18 protein-coding genes are annotated in these 18,210 nt (G+C 70.6%); 11 read left to right on the top strand and 7 right to left on the bottom strand.

What is annotated here, in order from left to right:
* Nucleotides 1-54: 54 nt before the first annotated feature.
* The 5 genes from glmU (at nucleotide 55) to CCN44_RS24340 (ending at nucleotide 4,701) form a co-directional block, all read left to right on the top strand.
* Complete coding sequence (gene glmU, locus CCN44_RS24360) at nucleotides 55-1,503, top strand: bifunctional UDP-N-acetylglucosamine diphosphorylase/glucosamine-1-phosphate N-acetyltransferase GlmU (protein WP_079081050.1); 1,449 nt, start codon at nucleotides 55-57, stop codon at nucleotides 1,501-1,503.
* 153 nt (nucleotides 1,504-1,656) lie between these two features.
* Nucleotides 1,657-2,637 carry a ribose-phosphate diphosphokinase gene (locus tag CCN44_RS24355; RefSeq protein ID WP_059250989.1) on the top strand — a complete coding sequence of 327 codons (981 nt, stop codon included), beginning with the start codon at nucleotides 1,657-1,659 and terminating at the stop codon, nucleotides 2,635-2,637.
* A 207-nt stretch (nucleotides 2,638-2,844) separates the two neighbouring features.
* Nucleotides 2,845-3,438: a 50S ribosomal protein L25/general stress protein Ctc gene (locus tag CCN44_RS24350; protein WP_059250987.1), complete on the top strand. Its 594-nt coding sequence runs from the start codon at nucleotides 2,845-2,847 to the stop codon at nucleotides 3,436-3,438.
* A gap of 75 nt (nucleotides 3,439-3,513) precedes the next feature.
* Entirely contained in the window at nucleotides 3,514-4,116 is a 603-nt protein-coding gene (gene pth, locus CCN44_RS24345) for an aminoacyl-tRNA hydrolase (protein ID WP_059250984.1), read from the top strand.
* 78 nt (nucleotides 4,117-4,194) lie between these two features.
* Entirely contained in the window at nucleotides 4,195-4,701 is a 507-nt protein-coding gene (locus CCN44_RS24340) for a hypothetical protein (RefSeq protein WP_063808568.1), read from the top strand.
* A gap of 77 nt (nucleotides 4,702-4,778) precedes the next feature.
* Here the strand turns inward: CCN44_RS24340 and ppc are convergent, their stop codons facing one another.
* A complete protein-coding gene (gene ppc, locus CCN44_RS24335) occupies nucleotides 4,779-7,511 on the bottom strand; it encodes a phosphoenolpyruvate carboxylase (protein WP_086699522.1) in 2,733 nt (910 codons plus the stop codon).
* 304 nt (nucleotides 7,512-7,815) lie between these two features.
* Between ppc and CCN44_RS24330 the strand changes: the two genes are divergently transcribed.
* Complete coding sequence (locus CCN44_RS24330; protein WP_059250981.1) at nucleotides 7,816-8,823, top strand: acyl-CoA desaturase; 1,008 nt, start codon at nucleotides 7,816-7,818, stop codon at nucleotides 8,821-8,823.
* On the top strand, nucleotides 8,820-9,497 hold the full coding sequence (locus CCN44_RS24325) for a TetR/AcrR family transcriptional regulator (RefSeq protein ID WP_030778996.1): 678 nt from the start codon (nucleotides 8,820-8,822) through the stop codon (nucleotides 9,495-9,497). Before CCN44_RS24330 ends, CCN44_RS24325 begins: the two co-directional genes overlap by 4 nt.
* Before the next feature lie 3 nt (nucleotides 9,498-9,500).
* Here CCN44_RS24325 and CCN44_RS24320 read toward each other — a convergent pair whose 3' ends face one another.
* Nucleotides 9,501-10,310, bottom strand: a complete 810-nt coding sequence (locus tag CCN44_RS24320; protein ID WP_086699520.1) for a trans-aconitate 2-methyltransferase — start codon at nucleotides 10,308-10,310, stop codon at nucleotides 9,501-9,503.
* A gap of 87 nt (nucleotides 10,311-10,397) precedes the next feature.
* Here CCN44_RS24320 and tamR point away from each other — a divergent pair, with 87 nt between their 5' ends.
* Nucleotides 10,398-10,895 carry a MarR family transcriptional regulator TamR gene (gene tamR / locus CCN44_RS24315; RefSeq protein ID WP_059250977.1) on the top strand — a complete coding sequence of 166 codons (498 nt, stop codon included), beginning with the start codon at nucleotides 10,398-10,400 and terminating at the stop codon, nucleotides 10,893-10,895.
* On the opposite strand, the gene CCN44_RS24310 is transcribed toward tamR, so the two are convergent.
* A complete protein-coding gene (locus CCN44_RS24310; RefSeq protein ID WP_059250975.1) occupies nucleotides 10,854-11,621 on the bottom strand; it encodes a LuxR C-terminal-related transcriptional regulator in 768 nt (255 codons plus the stop codon). The two genes, tamR and CCN44_RS24310, sit on opposite strands and share 42 nt — an antisense overlap.
* A 308-nt stretch (nucleotides 11,622-11,929) precedes the next feature.
* Here CCN44_RS24310 and CCN44_RS24305 point away from each other — a divergent pair, with 308 nt between their 5' ends.
* Nucleotides 11,930-12,385, top strand: coding sequence for a GNAT family N-acetyltransferase (locus tag CCN44_RS24305; RefSeq protein ID WP_059250973.1), 456 nt, complete (start codon nucleotides 11,930-11,932; stop codon nucleotides 12,383-12,385).
* A 7-nt stretch (nucleotides 12,386-12,392) separates the two neighbouring features.
* On the opposite strand, the gene galK is transcribed toward CCN44_RS24305, so the two are convergent.
* From galK to galT, 3 genes are read right to left on the bottom strand one after another with little or no spacing between them, the layout of a single operon-like run.
* Nucleotides 12,393-13,547, bottom strand: coding sequence for a galactokinase (galK, locus tag CCN44_RS24300; protein WP_086699518.1), 1,155 nt, complete (start codon nucleotides 13,545-13,547; stop codon nucleotides 12,393-12,395).
* Entirely contained in the window at nucleotides 13,547-14,509 is a 963-nt protein-coding gene (galE, locus tag CCN44_RS24295) for a UDP-glucose 4-epimerase GalE (RefSeq protein WP_059250969.1), read from the bottom strand. Before galE ends, galK begins: the two co-directional genes overlap by 1 nt.
* Nucleotides 14,506-15,567 (bottom strand): galactose-1-phosphate uridylyltransferase, encoded by a 1,062-nt coding sequence (galT, locus tag CCN44_RS24290; RefSeq protein WP_059250967.1) that lies wholly within the window; start codon nucleotides 15,565-15,567, stop codon nucleotides 14,506-14,508. The genes galE and galT overlap by 4 nt, the downstream gene beginning before the upstream one ends.
* 194 nt (nucleotides 15,568-15,761) lie before the next feature.
* On the opposite strand from galT, the gene CCN44_RS24285 reads away from it, so the two are divergent.
* Both CCN44_RS24285 and CCN44_RS24280 read left to right on the top strand, forming a co-directional pair.
* Complete coding sequence (locus tag CCN44_RS24285) at nucleotides 15,762-17,453, top strand: sodium:solute symporter family protein (RefSeq protein WP_059250965.1); 1,692 nt, start codon at nucleotides 15,762-15,764, stop codon at nucleotides 17,451-17,453.
* Between the two features lie 21 nt (nucleotides 17,454-17,474).
* A complete protein-coding gene (locus CCN44_RS24280) occupies nucleotides 17,475-17,819 on the top strand; it encodes a hypothetical protein (RefSeq protein ID WP_059250963.1) in 345 nt (114 codons plus the stop codon).
* 140 nt (nucleotides 17,820-17,959) lie between these two features.
* On the opposite strand, the gene CCN44_RS24275 is transcribed toward CCN44_RS24280, so the two are convergent.
* Nucleotides 17,960-18,210: helix-turn-helix domain-containing protein (locus tag CCN44_RS24275; RefSeq protein WP_143649942.1), on the bottom strand; the 251-nt coding region annotated here is incomplete at its 5' end.

The raw sequence follows: 18,210 nt of genomic DNA, 5'->3' as shown, positions 1-18,210 counted from the left end.
CCCCGGTATCCTGCGGCTGTCACCCCCACCCATCCAGAGCCGAAGGGCAACCCCGTGAGCGCCATCCGCCCGGCCGCCGTCGTCGTTCTCGCAGCGGGTGAGGGCACCCGTATGAAGTCGGCCACACCGAAAGTCCTGCACGAGATCTGCGGCCGTTCCCTGGTCGGCCATGTGCTGGCCGCGGCCCGTGAGTTGGACCCGCAGAACCTGGTCGTCGTCGTGGGGCACGCCCGTGAGCAGGTCGGCGCCCACCTCGCCGAGATCGACCCGGCTGTCAGGACCGCCGTACAGGCGGAGCAGAACGGCACCGGGCACGCCGTACGGATGGGCCTGGAGGAGCTGGGCGGGGCCGTGGACGGGACCGTCGTGGTGGTGTGCGGGGACACGCCGCTGCTCACCGCCGAGACGCTCCGGCGGCTCGCCGAGACCCACCACGCCGACGGCAACGCCGTGACCGTGCTCACCGCCGAGGTGCCGGACGCGACCGGTTACGGCCGGATCGTGCGGGACGAGGCGACGGGTGCCGTCACCGCGATCGTGGAGCACAAGGACGCGACCGAGGTCCAGCGGGCGATCCGGGAGATCAACAGCGGTGTGTTCGCGTTCGACGGGCAGCTGCTGGCGGACGCGCTGAAGAAGGTGCGGACGGACAACAGCCAGGGCGAGGAGTACCTCACGGACGTGCTCGGGATCCTGCGGGAGGCCGGGCACCGGGTCGGCGCGTCGGTGGCCGGTGACCACCGGGAGATCGCCGGCATCAACAACCGGGTGCAGCTCGCCGAGGCGCGCCGGATCCTCAACGACCGGCTGCTGACCCGGGCGATGCTGGACGGTGTCACGGTCGTCGATCCGGCGACCACGTGGGTCGACGTGACCGTGACCTTCGAGCGGGACGCCGTGGTGCATCCGGGGACGCAGCTCATGGGGGCCACGCATCTCGGTGAGGGTGCGGAGGTCGGCCCCAACAGCCGGCTGAGGGACACGAAGGTGGGTCCCGGGGCCCGGGTGGACAACACGGTGTCCGACGGGGCCGTGGTGGGCGCGTCGGCGTCCGTGGGGCCGTACGCGTACCTGCGGCCGGGGACCCGTCTGGGTGCCAAGGGGAAGATCGGGACGTACGTCGAGACGAAGAACGCCTCGATCGGGGAGGGCACGAAGGTGCCGCACCTGTCGTACGTGGGGGACGCGACGATCGGTGAGTACACGAACATCGGCGCGGCGAGCGTGTTCGTGAACTACGACGGTCAGGACAAGCACCACACCACGGTCGGGTCGCATTGCCGGACCGGTTCGGACAACATGTTTGTGGCTCCTGTCACGGTCGGGGACGGTGCCTACACCGCCGCCGGGTCGGTGATCACGAAGGATGTGCCGCCCGGTTCGCTGGCCGTGGCCCGTGGTCAGCAGCGGAATATCGAGGGTTGGGTGGCCCGCAAGCGTCCCGGGAGTGCGGCGGCGAAGGCGGCCGAGGCGGCGTCCCGGCAGGGTGAGAGCGAGGACTGACCGGAAACGGGTGCGCCAAACACGGCGTACCGTGATAAGTGCACATCCGCACGTGTGCACCCGCACCCTTACCAGCTGATACGGCCTCTCCTGCCCAGCCGAGAGGTCGCCGAGCAGCCGGTTGGCTGAGACAACCTCTGAGGAGACAGTGCTGTGACCGGGATCAAGACGACCGGCGAGAAGAAGATGATGTTCTTCTCCGGCCGCGCCCACCCCGAGCTTGCCGAGGAGGTCGCCCAGCAGCTGGGTGTCGGGGTCGTCCCGACGAAGGCCTTCGACTTCGCGAACGGCGAGATCTACGTCCGTTACCAGGAGTCGGCTCGCGGTGCGGACTGCTTCCTGATCCAGAGCCACACGGCTCCGATCAACAAGTGGATCATGGAGCAGCTGATCATGATCGACGCGCTGAAGCGTGCGTCGGCCCGCTCCATCACGGTCATCGTGCCGTTCTACGGTTACGCGCGGCAGGACAAGAAGCACCGGGGTCGTGAACCGATCTCGGCGCGTCTGATCGCGGATCTGATGAAGACGGCGGGTGCGGACCGCATCCTGACCGTGGATCTGCACACGGACCAGATCCAGGGCTTCTTCGACGGTCCGGTGGACCACCTGTTCGCGCTGCCGCTGCTGGCGGACTACGTGGGCGCGAAGGTGGACCGGGAGAAGCTGACGGTGGTCTCGCCGGACGCCGGCCGGGTGCGGGTGGCGGACCGGTGGTGCGACCGGCTCGGCGCGCCGCTGGCGATCGTGCACAAGCGCCGGGACAAGGACGTGGCGAACCAGGTGACGGTCCACGAGGTCGTGGGCGAGGTCAAGGGTCGCGTGTGTGTCCTGGTGGACGACATGATCGACACGGGTGGCACGATCTGTGCCGCGGCGGACGCGCTGTTCGCGCACGGGGCGGAGGACGTCATCGTGACGGCGACGCACGGTGTGCTCTCGGGTCCGGCGGCGGACCGGCTGAAGAACTCGCGGGTGAGCGAGTTCGTGTTCACGAACACGCTGCCGACGCCGGCGGAGCTGAGCCGGGACCTGGACAAGATCACGGTGCTGTCGATCGCTCCGACGATCGCGAGCGCGGTGCGCGAGGTCTTCGAGGACGGTTCGGTGACGAGCCTCTTCGACGAGCAGTGAGGTTTCTGCGCCCCTCCCTGTGATCCCTCCCGGTGATCGTTTTGGGTACGGCCTCCCCCTCCGAGTAAACTGACGCAGTTGCTCGGCGAGGGAGGCCGTACTCGTGTGACACGAATACGGCGGTCCGTTATCGACGCGCTCTTCGTAGCAGGCCGTTCGTGGCCGGGTGACCACGTCCGTTCCGATTTCCTACGAGGAGTGATCCATATGTCCGAGGTGAAGCTCAGCGCCGAGACCCGCACCGAGTTCGGCAAGGGTGCCGCGCGCCGCATCCGCCGTGAGAACAAGGTGCCGGTCGTTCTGTACGGCCACGGCTCCGACCCGCTGCACCTGACCCTGCCGGGCCACGACCTGCTGCTGGCGCTGCGTACGCCGAACGTCCTGATCTCCCTGGACATCGACGGCAAGACCAACGAGCTGGCGATCCCGAAGGCCGTGCAGCGCGACCCGCTGAAGGGCTTCCTGGAGCACGTCGACCTGCTGCTGGTCAAGCGCGGCGAGAAGGTCACGGTCGACATCCCGGTGCACACCGAGGGCGAGCTGGCCCCGGGCGGCAACCTGCTGGAGCATGTCCTGGACGCGCTGCCGGTCGAGGCCGAGGCCACGCACATCCCCGAGGCCGTGACCGTCTCCATCGAGGGTCTGGAGGCCGGTGCCTCCGTCCACGCCAAGGACATCACCCTGCCGAACGGCGTGTCGCTGGCCGTGGACGCCGACGCGGTGGTGCTCCAGGTCCTGCAGGCCCAGGCCGAGGAGACCGAGGGCGAGACCGCCGAGGGCGAGGAGGCGGCGGAGGCCTGATCCTCCCCGTCGTCATCATCTGTTCAGCCGCTGCCTCCCTCGCGGGGGGCGGCGGCTGGCGCGTATCAAGGAGACATGGACGTGACCACCTCCGCCAGTGATCCCTGGCTGATCGTCGGGCTCGGCAATCCCGGGCCGGAGTACGCCATGAACCGGCACAACGTCGGCTTCATGGTGGCGGATCTGCTCGCGGAGCGGATCGGGGGGAAGTTCAAGCGGGCGGGCAAGGCGCAGGCGCAGGTGCTGGAGGGGCGGATCGGTCCGGCGGGGCCGGCGAGCCGCCGGGTGGTCCTGGCGAAGCCGATGTCGTACATGAATCTGTCCGGTGGTCCGGTGAACGCGCTGCGGGACTTCTACAAGGTTCCGCTGGGGAACATCGTGGCGGTCCATGACGAGCTGGACATCGACTACGGCACGCTGCGGCTGAAGCTGGGCGGCGGCGACAACGGGCACAACGGCCTGAAGTCGATGACGAAGGCGATGGGGCCGGACTATCACCGGGTGCGGTGCGGGATCGGCCGGCCGCCGGGGCGGATGCAGGTGGCCGACTTCGTGCTGAAGGACTTCTCCTCGGTGGAGCGCAAGGAGCTGGACTGGTTCGTGGACCGTGCGGCGGACGCGGTGGAGTGTCTGGTGACGGAGGGGCTGGAGCGGGCGCAGAGCGCGTACAACTCGTGACCGCGAGGGTGTCGTACACCTCCTGACTTGTCCCTTCTTGCCCTGCACCGGAGTTGACCGGTCGTAGGGCGATGGCCAATGATCCCGGCCATGCCTGCCACAGCCACCTCCGCTCGCCGGGCCTCCGTGACCGCTCTGCGGTTCGGGCGGGTCTCGATGGCGGGCGCGTTCGCCGCGCTGATCCTGTTCGCCGGGGTGTGGGGTTCCTGGGGGACCGCACAGCACGTGATGCTGGTGAAGGGGCGTGAGACCGGCACGGTCGAGGTGACGCGGTGTGCCGGGGACACCTGTACGGGGCCGTTCACGCCGACGTCGGCGGGGGCGCGTCCGCGGGCGCGGGTGGAGATCGCGCACTCGGTGGCGGTGCGGACGGGGGCGACGTACGACGTGGTGCTGAAGCCGGGTTCCGGGGACGCGGTGCGGTCGGGCCCGGCGGGGATCCTGTACGCGTGGCTGCCGCTGGGCGGGGCGCTGCTGCTGGCCGCGGTGGTGGTCGCGGGCGGGATGCGGCTGGTCCGCCCGGCGTGGGTGCTGGGGTTGTCCGGGGCGGTCCTGCTGACGGCGGCGTTCGTGGCCTTGCAGTGACGTGACACGGGGGTGCCCCCGGGGTCGTAGGACCTCGGGGGCACCTGCTTTTCCGGAGGGGGTCCGCTCCGGGCGGGTCAGCCGGTGTTGCGCAGGCCGGCCGCCACGCCGTTGACGGTGAGGAGCAGGGCGCGGGAGAGCAGGGGGTCGGGGCTGACGCCGGCCGCCGCCGCCTCGCGCTGCCGCTTGAGCAGGGCGACCTGGAGGTAGGAGATGGGGTCCAGGTAGGCGTCGCGGATGGCGAAGGTCTGCTTGAGGACGGGCTGGGCGTCCAGCAGTTCCTCTTCGCCGGTGACGCGCAGGACCTCGCGGACGGTCAGCTCGTGTTCGGCCTTGATGGTGTCGAAGACGTGCTTGAGGTCGTCGGGGACGAGGGTGTCGACGTAGTGCTGGGCGATCCGCAGGTCCGTCTTGGCGAGGGTCATCTCGACGTTGGAGATGAAGTTGCGGAAGAAGTGCCACTGCTGGTGCATCTCGTCCAGCACGGTGTCCAGGCCGGCTTCGCGCAGGGCCTTGAGGCCGGAGCCGACGCCGAACCAGCCGGGGACGATCTGGCGGGACTGGGTCCAGCCGAACACCCACGGGATGGCGCGCAGGCCGTCGAGCGAGACGCCGGAGCCGGGGCGGCGGGAGGGGCGGGAGCCCAGGTGCAGGTCGGCGAGCTGGTCCACCGGCGTCGACGCGAGGAAGTACGTCGGCAGGTCCGGGTCCTCGACGAGGCGCCGGTAGGCGGCGTGGGCGGCGTCGGAGACGACGTCCATGGCCGCGTCCCAGCGGGCGAGGGCCTCGTCGGACTGGCGGGGGGCGGTGTGCAGGGCGGAGGCCTGGAGGGTGGCGGCGACGGTCAGTTCCAGGTTCTCCCGGGCGAGGGAGGGGATGAGGTACTTGTCGGAGATGACCTCGCCCTGCTCGGTGACCTTGATCTCGCCCTCCAGGGTGCCCCAGGGCTGGGCGAGGATCGCGTCGTGGGAGGGGCCGCCGCCGCGGCCGACGGTGCCGCCGCGGCCGTGGAAGAGGCGCAGCCGGACGCCGTAGCGGTGGGCGACGTCGCGCAGGCGCCGCTGGGCGCGGTGGATCTCCCACTGGCTGGTGGTGATGCCGCCGAACTTGGAGGAGTCGGAGTAGCCGAGCATGACCTCCTGGACGTCGCCGCGCAGCGCGACCAGGCGCCGGTAGGACGGGTCGGAGAGCATGTCCTCCAGGATGGTGTCGGCGGCCTTCAGCTCGTCGGTGGTCTCCAGGAGGGGGACGATGCCGATCTTCGCCCAGCCGGCGTGCAGGTCGATGAGGCCGGCCTCGCGGGCGAGCACGGTGGCGGCGAAGACGTCGTCGGCGCCCTGGCACATCGAGATGATGTACGACTCGATGACCTCGGGGCCGAAGACGTCCAGGGCCTTCTTGACGGTCTCGAAGACGCCGAGGGTCTTCTGCCCGGCCGCGTCCACGGGGGCCGGGGTGGGGGCGAGCGGCCTTCTGGAGCGCAGTTCCTTGGCGAGGAGCTTGGCCCGGTAGTCGCGGGGCATGTCGGCGTAGCGCCAGGATTCCTCGCCGAGGCGGTCGAAGAGCTGGCCGAGGGCGTGGTGGTGGGCGTCGGCGTGTTCGCGGACGTCCATGGTGGCGAGCTGGAGGCCGAAGGCGGCCAGGGTGCGGATGGTGCGGGCCAGGCGGCCGTCGGCGAACAGGCCGCCGCGGTGTTCGCGCAGGGAGGCCTGGATGATCCGGAGGTCCTTCAGCAGCTCGCTGGTGCCGAGGTAGTCGCGGCCGTCCTCGTGCGGGGTGCCCTTGGCGAGGCGCTGCTTGGTGTTCTCCAGCTTCTGCCGGATGCAGGTGGCCTTGAGCCGGTAGGGCTCCTCGGCGTTGAGCCGCTTGTAGCGGGGGCTGATCTCGGGGAGCAGGTCGAGGTCGGCCTTGAGGGAGTCCAGCAGCTCGTCGGTGGCGCCGGTGTAGCGGATGGAGTTGGAGAGCAGTCCGCGCAGCTCGTCGATCATCTCCAGGGCGTCGTTGATGCCGTGTTCGTGCTGGAGGATGAGGACGTCCCAGGTGACCTGGGGGGTGACGTTGGGGTTGCCGTCGCGGTCGCCGCCGATCCAGGTGCCGAAGGTGAGGGGGCGGGTGTCGTCGGGCAGCTTGACGCCGACGCGCTCCAGTTCGGCGGTGAGGTCCTCCAGGACGTCTCCGACCGCGTCGGCGTGGAGTTCGTCCAGGTAGTAGATGGCGTTGCGGGCCTCGTCGGCGGGTTCGGGCCGGACGACGCGCAGCTCGTCGGTCTGCCAGACGAGGTCGATGTTCTCGGCGAGGCGGACGTCGTGGCGGCGGCGGTCGGAGTCGAGGACGGGGGTGTCCAGGAGTGCGGCGATGCGCCGGAGCTTGTTGAGGACGGACCGGCGTGCGGCCTCGGTGGGGTGGGCGGTGAAGACCGGCCGCACGTTGAGGTTCTGGACGGTCTGCTTCAGGTGCTCGGGGTCGGCGTCCTTGAGCCGGTCGGCGGTGCGCGAGAGCAGTCCGCCCTCGGCGGCGCGCTTGGCGCGCAGTTCCCGGCCGCGGTGCACCTGTTCGGTGATGTTGGCAAGGTGGAAGTAGGTGGAGAACGCGCGGACCAGCTTGGCCGCGGTCTCCAGCTCGGTGCCGCGCAGCAGCTCGGCGGCGGCCTCGCCGTCCTCGCGGGTGAGGCGGCGGACCTTCTCGACCAGTTCGAGGAGTTCCGGGCCTTCCTGCCGGACGAGGGTCTCCCCGAGGAGATCACCCAGCCGGCGGATGTCGGCACGCAGCTCGCTGCTGGTCGTGGTGGTCTGGTCGTCGGCACTGCTCACAGGTGCGGCTCCTTGCAGTGTTGAAGCTCGTCTGGGAGGGAACCCGACCGGCTGCCGCGCGGCGGACGCCGCATACGCGCCGGAGGGTCCGGGAAGGAAACTTCAGCGGACCGCGCTGTCCGACCGACTCCAAGGATAGGTGGCCATGTGGACGCGCAGGGTCTGGGGCTCTTGCCGCCGCACATCTCGCTGCCATACTTACGTCGCCGTAGGTTACGGAACCGTAGGGAAGCACCGTCGAGTCCCGCGCGGTCCCGGCGGCCCCCGGCATCTGTCTTGACCCTCGACCCCACAGGGGACGCGCATGACCTCAAGTTCCGATGTGATCGAAGAAGCCCGTCAGGCCACCGACACACCTCCCCCCTCCGCCACGCTGGGCGGCGAGCAGAAGCGTTCGATCGAGCAGATCACGCTGCTCCTGTTCATCACCGTGCCGTTCCTGGCACTGGTGGCGGCCGTGCCGCTGGCCTGGGGCTGGGGGGTGAGCTGGCTCGATCTGGGCCTGCTGGTCTTCTTCTACTTCCTGGGGTGCCACGGCATCACGATCGGTTTCCACCGGTACTTCACCCATGGTTCGTTCAAGGCCAAACGGCCCCTGCGGATCGCGCTGGCGATCATGGGGTCGCTGGCGGTAGAGGGGCCCCTGGTGCGCTGGGTGGCCGATCACCGCAAGCACCACAAGTTCTCCGACGCGGAGGGTGACCCGCACTCGCCGTGGCGGTTCGGGGAGACGGTTCCGGCGCTGATGAAGGGCCTGTGGTGGGCGCACATCGGCTGGATGTTCGACGAGGAGCAGACTCCGCAGGACAAGTACGCCCCGGACCTGATCAAGGACAAGGCGATCCGGACGATCTCCCGCCAGTTCGCGCTGTGGACGGTGGTGTCCCTGCTGCTCCCGCCGCTGATCGGGGGCCTGGTGACGATGTCCTGGTGGGGCGCGTTCACCGCGTTCTTCTGGGGTTCGCTCGTCCGGGTGGCGCTGCTGCACCACGTGACGTGGTCGATCAACTCGATCTGCCACGCGGTCGGCAAGCGGCCGTTCAAGTCGCGGGACCGCTCGGGCAACGTGTGGTGGCTGGCGATCCTGTCCTGCGGGGAGTCCTGGCACAACCTGCACCACGCCGACCCGACCTCGGCGCGGCACGGCGTGATGCGCGGCCAGCTGGACTCCTCCGCGCGGTTCATCCGCTGGTTCGAGCGGCTCGGCTGGGCGTACGACGTGCGCTGGCCGTCACGCTCCCGTATCGATTCGCGCCGTAACACCGGGGAAGGCGGCTCCCGGCGCCGGACGGAGGCCGCCGAGGCGGCATGATTGACGCCGTGGCGACCGACTCCAGCAGCACCTCAGGCAACGACAAGCAGCGGCGGACCCGCCGGACCCGTATGACCGGTGCCGAGCGCCGCCAGCAGCTGCTGGAGATCGGTCGCACCCTCTTCGCGGCGAAAGGTTTCGAGGGCACGTCGGTGGAGGAGATCGCGGCGAAGGCCGGGGTGTCCAAACCGGTGGTGTACGAGCACTTCGGCGGCAAGGAGGGGCTGTACGCGGTGGTGGTGGACCGCGAGATGCGCCGTCTGCTGGACATGGTGACCAGCTCGCTGACCGCGGGTCATCCGCGTGAGCTGTGCGAGCAGGCGGCGTTCGCGCTGCTGGACTACATCGAGGAGTACACGGACGGCTTCCGCATCCTGGTCCGCGACTCCCCCATCCCCCAGTCCACGGGTTCCTTCGCCTCCCTGATCTCCGACATCGCCACTCAGGTGGAGGACATCCTGGGCCGCGAGTTCAAGTCCCGCGGTTTCGATCCCAAGCTCGCCCCGCTGTACGCCCAGGCGCTGGTCGGCATGGTCGCGCTGACCGGCCAGTGGTGGCTGGACGTGCGCCGCCCGAAGAAGGCGGAGGTGGCGGCCCACCTGGTGAACCTGGCCTGGCACGGTCTGGACGGCCTGGAGCCGAAGCCGCGGCTGATAGGCCACCGCAAGGCGTGACCCTCACGCCTGCTTGACGGCGACGGCGAAGAGCCGGCGGAACGGCAGGACCGTGCCGTAGGGGGCGCTCGGGTAGGCCGTGCGCAGCAGGTCCCGGTATGCGGTGAGGAAGGCGTCCCGGGCCTCGGGGTCGTCGGCGAGGGCGGTCAGGGCGGGGCGCAGGCCGGTGCCCTTCGCCCAGTCCAGGACGGGGTCCTCGCCCCCGAGGACGTGGAAGTACGTCGTCCGCCACACGTCGGCGGTGCAGCCGAGGCGGGTGAGGGTGTCCAGGTAGGCGCCGGGGGTGCGGACGGAGTCCGTGCGGCGCAGGACGCCGGCGAGGCGGTCGCGCCAGCGGGGGCTGTCGGCGAGGTCGCGCATGAGGGCGTGCAGGGGGGCGTCGATGTTGTCGGGGACCTGGAAGGCGAGGATGCCGCCGGGGGGCAGGGCGGCGATCCAGTCGGCGAACCGGTCGGTGTGGCCCGGCACCCACTGGAGGGTGGCGTGGGAGACGATCAGGTCGTACGGCTCCGGGGGCGTCCAGGTCCGCAGGTCGGCGCGGGCGAAGTCGAGCCGGCCGCCGGCCGTGGGTCCCTCGTGGTCGACGTGGGCCTTGTCGAGCATCTCGGGCGAGTTGTCGTAGCCGGTGATGTGCGCGGTGGGCCAGCGGTCGGCGAGGAGGGCGGTGACGTTGCCGGGGCCGCAGCCGAGGTCGGCGATGCGGGGCCGGTCGCCGGGCAGCGCGGGGATCCGGGCGAGGAGGTCGGTGCAGGGCCGGGTCCGGTGCCCGGCGTGGCGGAGGTACTGGTGGGGGTCCCAGCGGGGCGTCGTCATGGATCCACTCTCCGAGGGCACTATCTCGATGTCAAGAGGCTCGACGTCAAGAGACTTCACGTCGACACAACCACTACACTGATCTCCATGGAGGACGAGGTCGATCGGCTGGTCGCAGCGTGGCGCCGGGAGCGTCCGGACCTCGACGTGGAGCCGCTGGAAGTGCTCAGCCGGGTGAGCCGACTCGCCCGGCACCTGGACCGCGCCCGCCGGCTCGCCTTCGCCGAGCACCAGCTGGAGCCCTGGGAGTTCGATGTCCTCACCGCGCTCCGGCGCGCGGGAACGCCGTACCAGCTCTCCCCCGGCCAGCTGCTGACGCAGACCCTCGTCACCTCCGGCACCATGACCAACCGGATCGACCGGCTGGCGAAGAAGGGCCTGGTGGAACGGCTGCCCGACCCGAGCGACCGGCGGGGCGTGCTGGTCCGGCTGACCGACGAGGGCCGGGACCGCGCGGACCAGGCGCTGGCAGGCCTGCTGGACCAGGAGCGGGCGATCCTCGGCGAGCTGTCCCGCGCCCAGCGCGCGGAACTGGCCGGGCTGCTACGCCAGCTGACCGCCCCGTTCGACAACATCCCCGGTTAGGTCGACCGGCCCCACCCCGGCGCGCCGCGCCAGCGCGACGGCGGCCAGCGTGGAGTGGACGCCCAGCTTGCCGAGGACGTTCTGCATGTGGGTGCGGACGGTGTGCGGGGAGAGGAACAGCCGCTCGGCGACGGCCTTGCGGCCCAGCCCGGCGACCATGCAGCGCAGCACCTCCCGCTCCCGCGGGGTGAGGGACTCCACCAGCCGCTCGCTCTCGGTGCGGTGCTTGCGCGCCGCCGTCAGCTCCTTCAGCACCCCGGTGAGCAGCGCGGGCGGCAGATGGGTCTCGTCGCGCAGCACCCCCCGGATCACCGTCAGCAGCCGGGACAGCGAGCAGTCCTTGGCGACCCAGCCGGAGGCCCCGGCCTGCAGCGCGAGGGCCGCGCGGCGCGGGTCGTCCTTCTCGGCGAGGACGACGATGCGTACGGCGGGCTGGGCGGCCCGCACCCCGGTGACCAGCGAGATCCCGTCGACCAGGCCCTCCTCGTCGCCCTCCTGCACCGGTACGGCCGGACGGGTGCCCGGCAGCCGGCCGCCCAGGTCGGCGTCGACCAGCAGCACGTCGTAGCGGCGGCCCTCGCCGGCGGCGCGCTCCAGGCAGCGCAGCGCGGCCGGGCCGCTGCCCGCGGCGAAGACGTCGACGTCGGGCTCGGCGGCCAGGGCGGCGGCGAGCGACTCGGCGAAGATGCGGTGGTCGTCCACGACCAGGACTCGGATACGAACCACGTAACCCCCTCCCCCAGGCTCCGCGTGGAGCAGGGGATACCAAGGTCCGGAAAGCTCCGGAATAGGCCGGCCCGGAAAAACCCGGAAAGGATCCGGAGAACGACGACTGACGCGGGTACGACACCCGCGGACAAGGGCACGCACCGCACGGCCGCCGCCGTTGCGGAGACTGCTACCCCCACCGCGGGCGCCGTACCCGCCTGTCTCGCCCCCTGAGCGGCACCGGCCCCCACCGGTGCTGCTCCACAGAGTACGGATGAGAGCACGCAGCGGAAGGAGATTTGCAGAACTGGCCGTCCGACGCGTTTATGGTGTGCCGCATGTTTCGTATTGAGGCGGAAGTCGACAAAGGCCGACGTGATCTGCTCCGGTCGCGGCTGCGGGACACCAACACGGCGGCGTCCCCGGTGCTCGCCGCGCTGCGCGGCACGCCCGGCGAGCGCGAGGTCCCCCTCCACGTCTGGGCGCTGGACTCCGCCGGCGACCTCGCCGGCGGCCTGGTCGGCCACACCTGGACGACCTGGCTGCACATCACCTACCTGTGGGTCGACGCCCGCCACCGCGGCGCGGGCCTCGGCACCCGGCTGCTGGCCGAGGCGGAGCGCATCGCCCGCGCCGACCGCGGCTGCGCGGCGGCCCGCCTGGAGACCTGGGACTTCCAGGCCCCGGACTTCTACCGCGGACAGGGCTACGAGGTGGTGGGCGTGATCCCCGACTACCCGCCGGGGATCACGGAGTACACGCTCACCAAGCGCCTGGGCTGACGACGCCTCAGGCCAGGCGGCGGGCGCCCGCCGCGGGGACCGCCTCGAAGACGCGCGGGGCCGTGAAGGCGGCTGCCGCGAAGGCCTCCTGGACGGCCTTGGTGAGGGTGTCGACGTCCGTCGCCTCCGCCAGGACGATCGCCGAGCCGCCGAAGCCGCCGCCGGTCATCCGGGCGCCCAGGGCGCCGTGCGCCAGGGCGGTGTCGACGACCAGGTCCAGCTCGGGGCAGGAGATGCGGAAGTCGTCGCGCAGCGAGGCGTGGCCCTCGGTGAGGACCGGGCCGATGGCGCGGGTCTCGCCGGCGTGCAGGAGGGCCACCGTGCGCTCGACCCGCTGGTCCTCCGTCACCACGTGCCGGACCAGGCGGACCACCTCCTCCTCGTCGCCGAGGCGGGCGAGGGCCGCGTCCAGGCCGTCGTACGGGATGTCGCGCAGGGCGTCGACGCCGAGCAGGGCCGCGCCCTTCTCGCAGCCGGCCCGGCGCTTGCCGTACTCGCCGCCGCTGTGGGCGTGCTTGACCTGGGTGTCCACCACCAGCAGCCGCAGCCCCTCGGCCGCGAGGTCGAAGGGGATCTGCCGCTGGGACAGGTCACGGGTGTCCAGGAACAGGGCGTGGCCCTGTTCGCAGCAGGCCGACGCCGTCTGGTCCATGATGCCGGTCGGGGCGCCGACGTAGACGTTCTCGGCGCGCTGGCACAGGCGGGCCAGCTTCCAGCGCGGCAGGCCGAGGCCGTACAGGTCGCTGAGGGCCAGCGCGATCACGACCTCCAGGGCGGCGGAGGAGGACAGGCCGGCGCCCGTGGGGACGGTGGAGGACAGGTGCACGTCCGCGCCGGTGATCTCGTGGCCCGCCTCGCGCAGCGCCCACACCACGCCCGCCGGGTACGCCGTCCACTCCCGGTCGGTCCCGGGTGCGAGGTCCGCGAGCCCCAGCTGCACGACCCCGCCCCCGATATCGTCCGAGTGCAGCCGCAGGACGCCGTCGGTGCGGCGGGAGACCGCCGCGACCGCCTGGTGCGGCAGCGCGAACGGCATGACGAAGCCGTCGTTGTAGTCGGTGTGCTCGCCGATCAGGTTGACCCGGCCGGGCGCCGCCCACACGCCCTCGGGCGCCGCCCCGTACAGCTCGGCGAAGCGGTCCGCGACCTGCTGTGCCCCCACTAGTGCTCCCTTGTGATGCTCTGCGCGAACTCCCACGCGTCCGCGACGATGCCCGCGAGGTCCGCGCGGGTCGGGTTCCAGCCCAGTTTCTCGCGGGCGGTGTCCGCGGAGGCGACCAGGACGGCGGGGTCGCCGCCCCGGCGGGGGGCGACCACCTCGGGGATGGGGTGGCCGGTGACCTCGCGGACGGTCTCGATGACCTCGCGGACGGAGAAGCCGTTGCCGTTGCCGAGGTTGCAGATCAGGTGCTCGCCCGGCCGGGCGGCGGTCAGGGCCAGCAGGTGGGCGTCGGCCAGGTCGGCGACGTGGATGTAGTCGCGGACGCAGGTGCCGTCGGGGGTGGGGTAGTCGTCGCCGTAGATCGAGATGGCGTCGCGGCGGCCCTGGGCGACCTGGAGGACCAGCGGGATGAGGTGCGACTCGGGGTCGTGGCGCTCGCCGTACGCGCCGTACGCGCCCGCCACGTTGAAGTAGCGCAGGGAGACCGCGGCCAGGCCGTGCGCGGTCGCCTCGCTGGTGATCATGTGGTCGACGGCGAGCTTGGAGGCGCCGTAGGGGCTGGTGGGGCGGGTCGGGGCGGCCTCCGGGATGGGCGTCCGCTCCGGCTCGCCGTAGGTGGCCGCGGTGGAGGAGAACACCAGCCTGCGGACGCCGGCCTCGCGCATCGCGGCGAGCAGCGCCATGCTGCCGCCGACGTTGTTCTCCCAGTACTTCTCCGGCTTCACCACCGACTCGCCGACCTGCGAGAACGCGGCGAAGTGCAGCACGCCGTCGAAGGAGGGGTCGAGCCACTTGGCGGCGTCCCGGATGTCGCCCTCGATGAAGGCCGCGCCGGCCGGGACGCCCGCGCGGAAGCCGGTGGAGAGGTTGTCGAGGACCGTCACCTCGTGGCCGGCCTCCAGCAGGTGCTGGGCCACGACACTGCCGACGTATCCCGCGCCACCCGTCACCAGATACTTCATGAACTCGCTACCTCTCGCAGTCGCTCGGCCGCGCGCTCCGGCGGCACGTCGTTGATGAACACGTTCATGCCGGACTCGGAACCCGCGAGAAACTTCAGCTTGCCGGAAGTGCGGCGGATGGTGAAAAGCTCGAGGTGGAGCGCGAAGTCGTCGCGCGTCACGCCGTCGAACTCCGCCAGCGCGCCGAACGGGGCCTGGTGCCAGGCCGCGATGTACGGCGTCGGAGGCTCACCCTCGCCGAAGATCCGGTCGAAGCGCCTCAAGAGTTCCAGATAGACCTGGGGGAACTCTGTGCGTGCCGCCTCGTCGAGGGCGAGCAGATCGGGCACGCGGCGCTTCGGGTACAGGTGGACCTCGTACGGCCAGTGCGCCGCGTACGGCACGAAGGCCGCCCAGTGTTCACCCTCAAGGACGACCCGCTCTCCGGCCCGTTCCCGCTCCAGGACCGCGTCGAACAGGTTCTCCCCGCCGGTGGCCTCCTTGTGGGCGGCGAGCGAGCGGAGCATCAGCGCGGTGCGCGGAGTGGTGAAGGGGTAGGCGTAGATCTGTCCGTGCGGGTGGCCGAGGGTCACACCGATCTCGGCACCGCGGTTCTCGAAACAGAACACCTGCTCGACGGAGGGCAGATGGGACAGCTCCGACGTGCGGTCCGTCCACGCGTCCAGCACCAGCCGCGCCTGACCTTCCGTGAGGTCGGCGAAGGAGGCGTCGTGGTCGGAGGTGAAGCAGACGACCTCGCAGCGGCCGGAGTCGCCGGCCAGGGAGGGGAACCGGTTCTCGAAGACGACGACGTCGTAGGAGGAGTCCGGGATCTCGCTGAGCCGCTCGCCCCGCGTGGGGCACAGGGGGCACTCGTCGGCCGGCGGGTGGTAGGTGCGGCCCTGGCGGTGGGAGGCGACGGCGACGGAGTCGCCGAGCAGGGGGTCGCGGCGGATCTCGGACGTGGTGACCGTACGGTCCAGCGGCCGCCGGTCGACCGCGTCGCGCACGGTGTCGTCCCGCAGGTCGTAGTAGATCAGCTCACGACCGTCGGCCAGCCGGGTCGAGGTCTTCTTCACGCCGGACTCCTTGTTCGGCCCCGAGGGGTGTGTCCGCACCCAATGACTCAACACAATCAAACATAACAGACCACAGTCCGACATCACCTCCGTCGATCACAATCAAACAAAGAACACCAGTCAGAGTGTTCATTTACCGAACACGGCGGCGTAGGTTCCGCTCTGGATCAGTTCGCGCAACGAAGCGAGTTCTTATGCAAACCCCCACAGACGCCCCCACCTATCTGGCGGCGGAGCTACGGCTCCCCACCAACTGGCTGGACTACTCGATCCTGGCGATCTACTTCGTCGTCGTCCTCGGTATCGGGTTCGCCGCCCGCCGCTCCGTGAAGACCAGCCTCGACTTCTTCCTCTCCGGACGCTCGCTGCCCGCGTGGATCACCGGCCTCGCCTTCATCTCGGCGAACCTCGCGGCCACCGAGATCCTCGGCATGGCCGCCAACAGCGCCCAGTACGGTGCCTACACCGTCCACTGGTACTGGATCGGCGCCATCCCCGCCATGGTCTTCCTCGGCCTGGTGATGATGCCCTTCTACTACGGCAGCAAGGTCCGATCGGTCCCCGAGTTCCTGCTGCTGCGCTTCGACCGGGCCGCCCACCTGCTCAGTTCCCTGCTGTTCGCGTTCGCCGCCATCCTGATCGCGGGCGTCAACCTCTACGCCCTCGCGATCGTCGTCGAGGCCCTGCTCGGCTGGCCGCAGTGGGTCGCCATCGTCGTCGCCGGCGCCTTCGTCCTCGCGTACATCACCCTGGGCGGCCTGTCCTCGGCGATCTACAACGAGGTGCTCCAGTTCTTCGTGATCCTCGCCGCCCTCATCCCGATCACCGTGCTCGGCCTGAAGAAGGCCGGCGGCTGGGACGGGCTGACCGCCAAGCTCACCGCGGACCACGGCGCCGACTTCACCACGGCCTGGGGCGGCACCGGCATCGGCGAGGCCAACCCGCTCGGCGCCAACTGGCTCACCATCGTCCTCGGCCTCGGCTTCGTGCTCTCCTTCGGCTACTGGACCACCAACTTCGCCGAGGTGCAGCGCGCCCTGTCCGCGAAGAACCTCTCCGCCGGGCAGCGGACCCCGCTGATCGCCGCCTTCCCGAAGATCTTCATCGTCTTCCTGGTGATGATCCCGGGCCTGGTCGCCGCCGCGCTCATCCCGCAGTTCGGCACGGCCGCCTCCGGCTACCAGTACAACGACGCCATCCCCTACCTGATGCAGGAACTGCTGCCCAACGGTGTGCTCGGCATCGCCGTCACCGGTCTGCTGGCGGCCTTCATGGCGGGCATGGCGGCGAACGTGTCGTCCTTCAACACCGTGTTCACCAACGACGTCTGGGCGCGGTACGTGGTGCGGGGCCGCGAGGACGAGTACTACGTGCGGTTCGGCCGTCTGATCACCGTGATCGGCGTCTCCGCCTCCGTCGGCACGGCGTTCCTGGCGTCCTCGTTCTCGAACATCATGAGCTACCTCCAGACGCTGTTCTCCTTCTTCAACGTGCCGATGTTCGTCGTCTTCATCGTCGGCATGTTCTGGAAGCGCGCGTCCGCGAAGTCCGGCTTCTGGGGGCTGCTCGCCGGCACCACCGCCGCGATGATCAACTATTTCGTGTTCTACAAGGAGGGCGTCATCTCGATCCCCTCCGACCAGGGCGCCAACTTCGTCTCCGCGATCGCGGGCTTCGTCGCCGGCGCGGTCGTGATGGTCGCGGTGTCCCTGTTCACCCGGCCGAAGCCGGTGGAGGAGCTGCAGGGCCTGGTCTACGGCACCCGTTCCCCCGGCATGTCCGAACCGCCCGCGCCCGGTGACGAGGCCTGGTACCGCAGGCCGGCCCTGCTGGGCTGGGGCGCGGTCGTCCTGGCCGCCGTCTGCTACATCCCGTTCTCGTTCTGACGCGGGAGGATCGAGGAAACCATGACCGAGCATCCTGAGCAGCCGCGCCGTCCGCTGCACTACACCGAGGAAGACGTCCAGCGGGAGGTCTCCGAGCTGGAGACGAAGTCCGCGACCGCGGCGCGCATCTTCGACCTGCGCCGCATCATCGGCGGACTGTTCGTGGTCTACGGCGTCATCGTCACGATCACGGGCATCACCGACTCCCAGGCCGCGATCGACAAGGCCGAGGGCGTCAACATCAACCTGTGGACCGGCATCGGCATGCTGCTCCTGGGCATCTTCTTCCTGGCCTGGCTGAAGCTGCGGCCGACTCCGCCGCCGGTTCCTCCGGAGGGGCTGCCGGAGGAACGGGGCGGGGAGTAGAGCGCCGTCTTCGTCTGCGGGCGCGGGGGCTGGTCGCGCAGTTCCCCGCGCCCCTGGGGAGTTGCAGTCGCCGTCGGCCGGCAGAGCGCAGCGGCACCTCTCAGCGAGCAGTGCCCCTGCCCCGCTACAGCACAGGGTGGCTATTCGAGCGCCGTGCCCCGCAGGGAACCCGCGCGGTCCAGCAGGCCCGTGCGGGCGGCCAGGGCCGCCGCCTCCAAACGCGAGCCCACCCCCAGCTTCATCAGCACCCGCTGGACATGCGTCCGCGCGGTGCTCGGCGCGATGCCCATCCCCGCCGCGATCCGCCGCGTGTCCTCCCCGTCGGCCACCCGGACCAGCACCTCCACCTCCCGCGGCGTCAGCATCTCCAGCAGCCGCTGCGCCTCGTCGT

This window comes from Streptomyces tricolor, assembly GCF_002155905.1.
GTDB lineage: Bacteria > Actinomycetota > Actinomycetes > Streptomycetales > Streptomycetaceae > Streptomyces > Streptomyces tricolor.
Note: the sequence above shows the minus strand (reverse complement) of the source record. Positions and strands in the feature narration are given on the sequence as shown.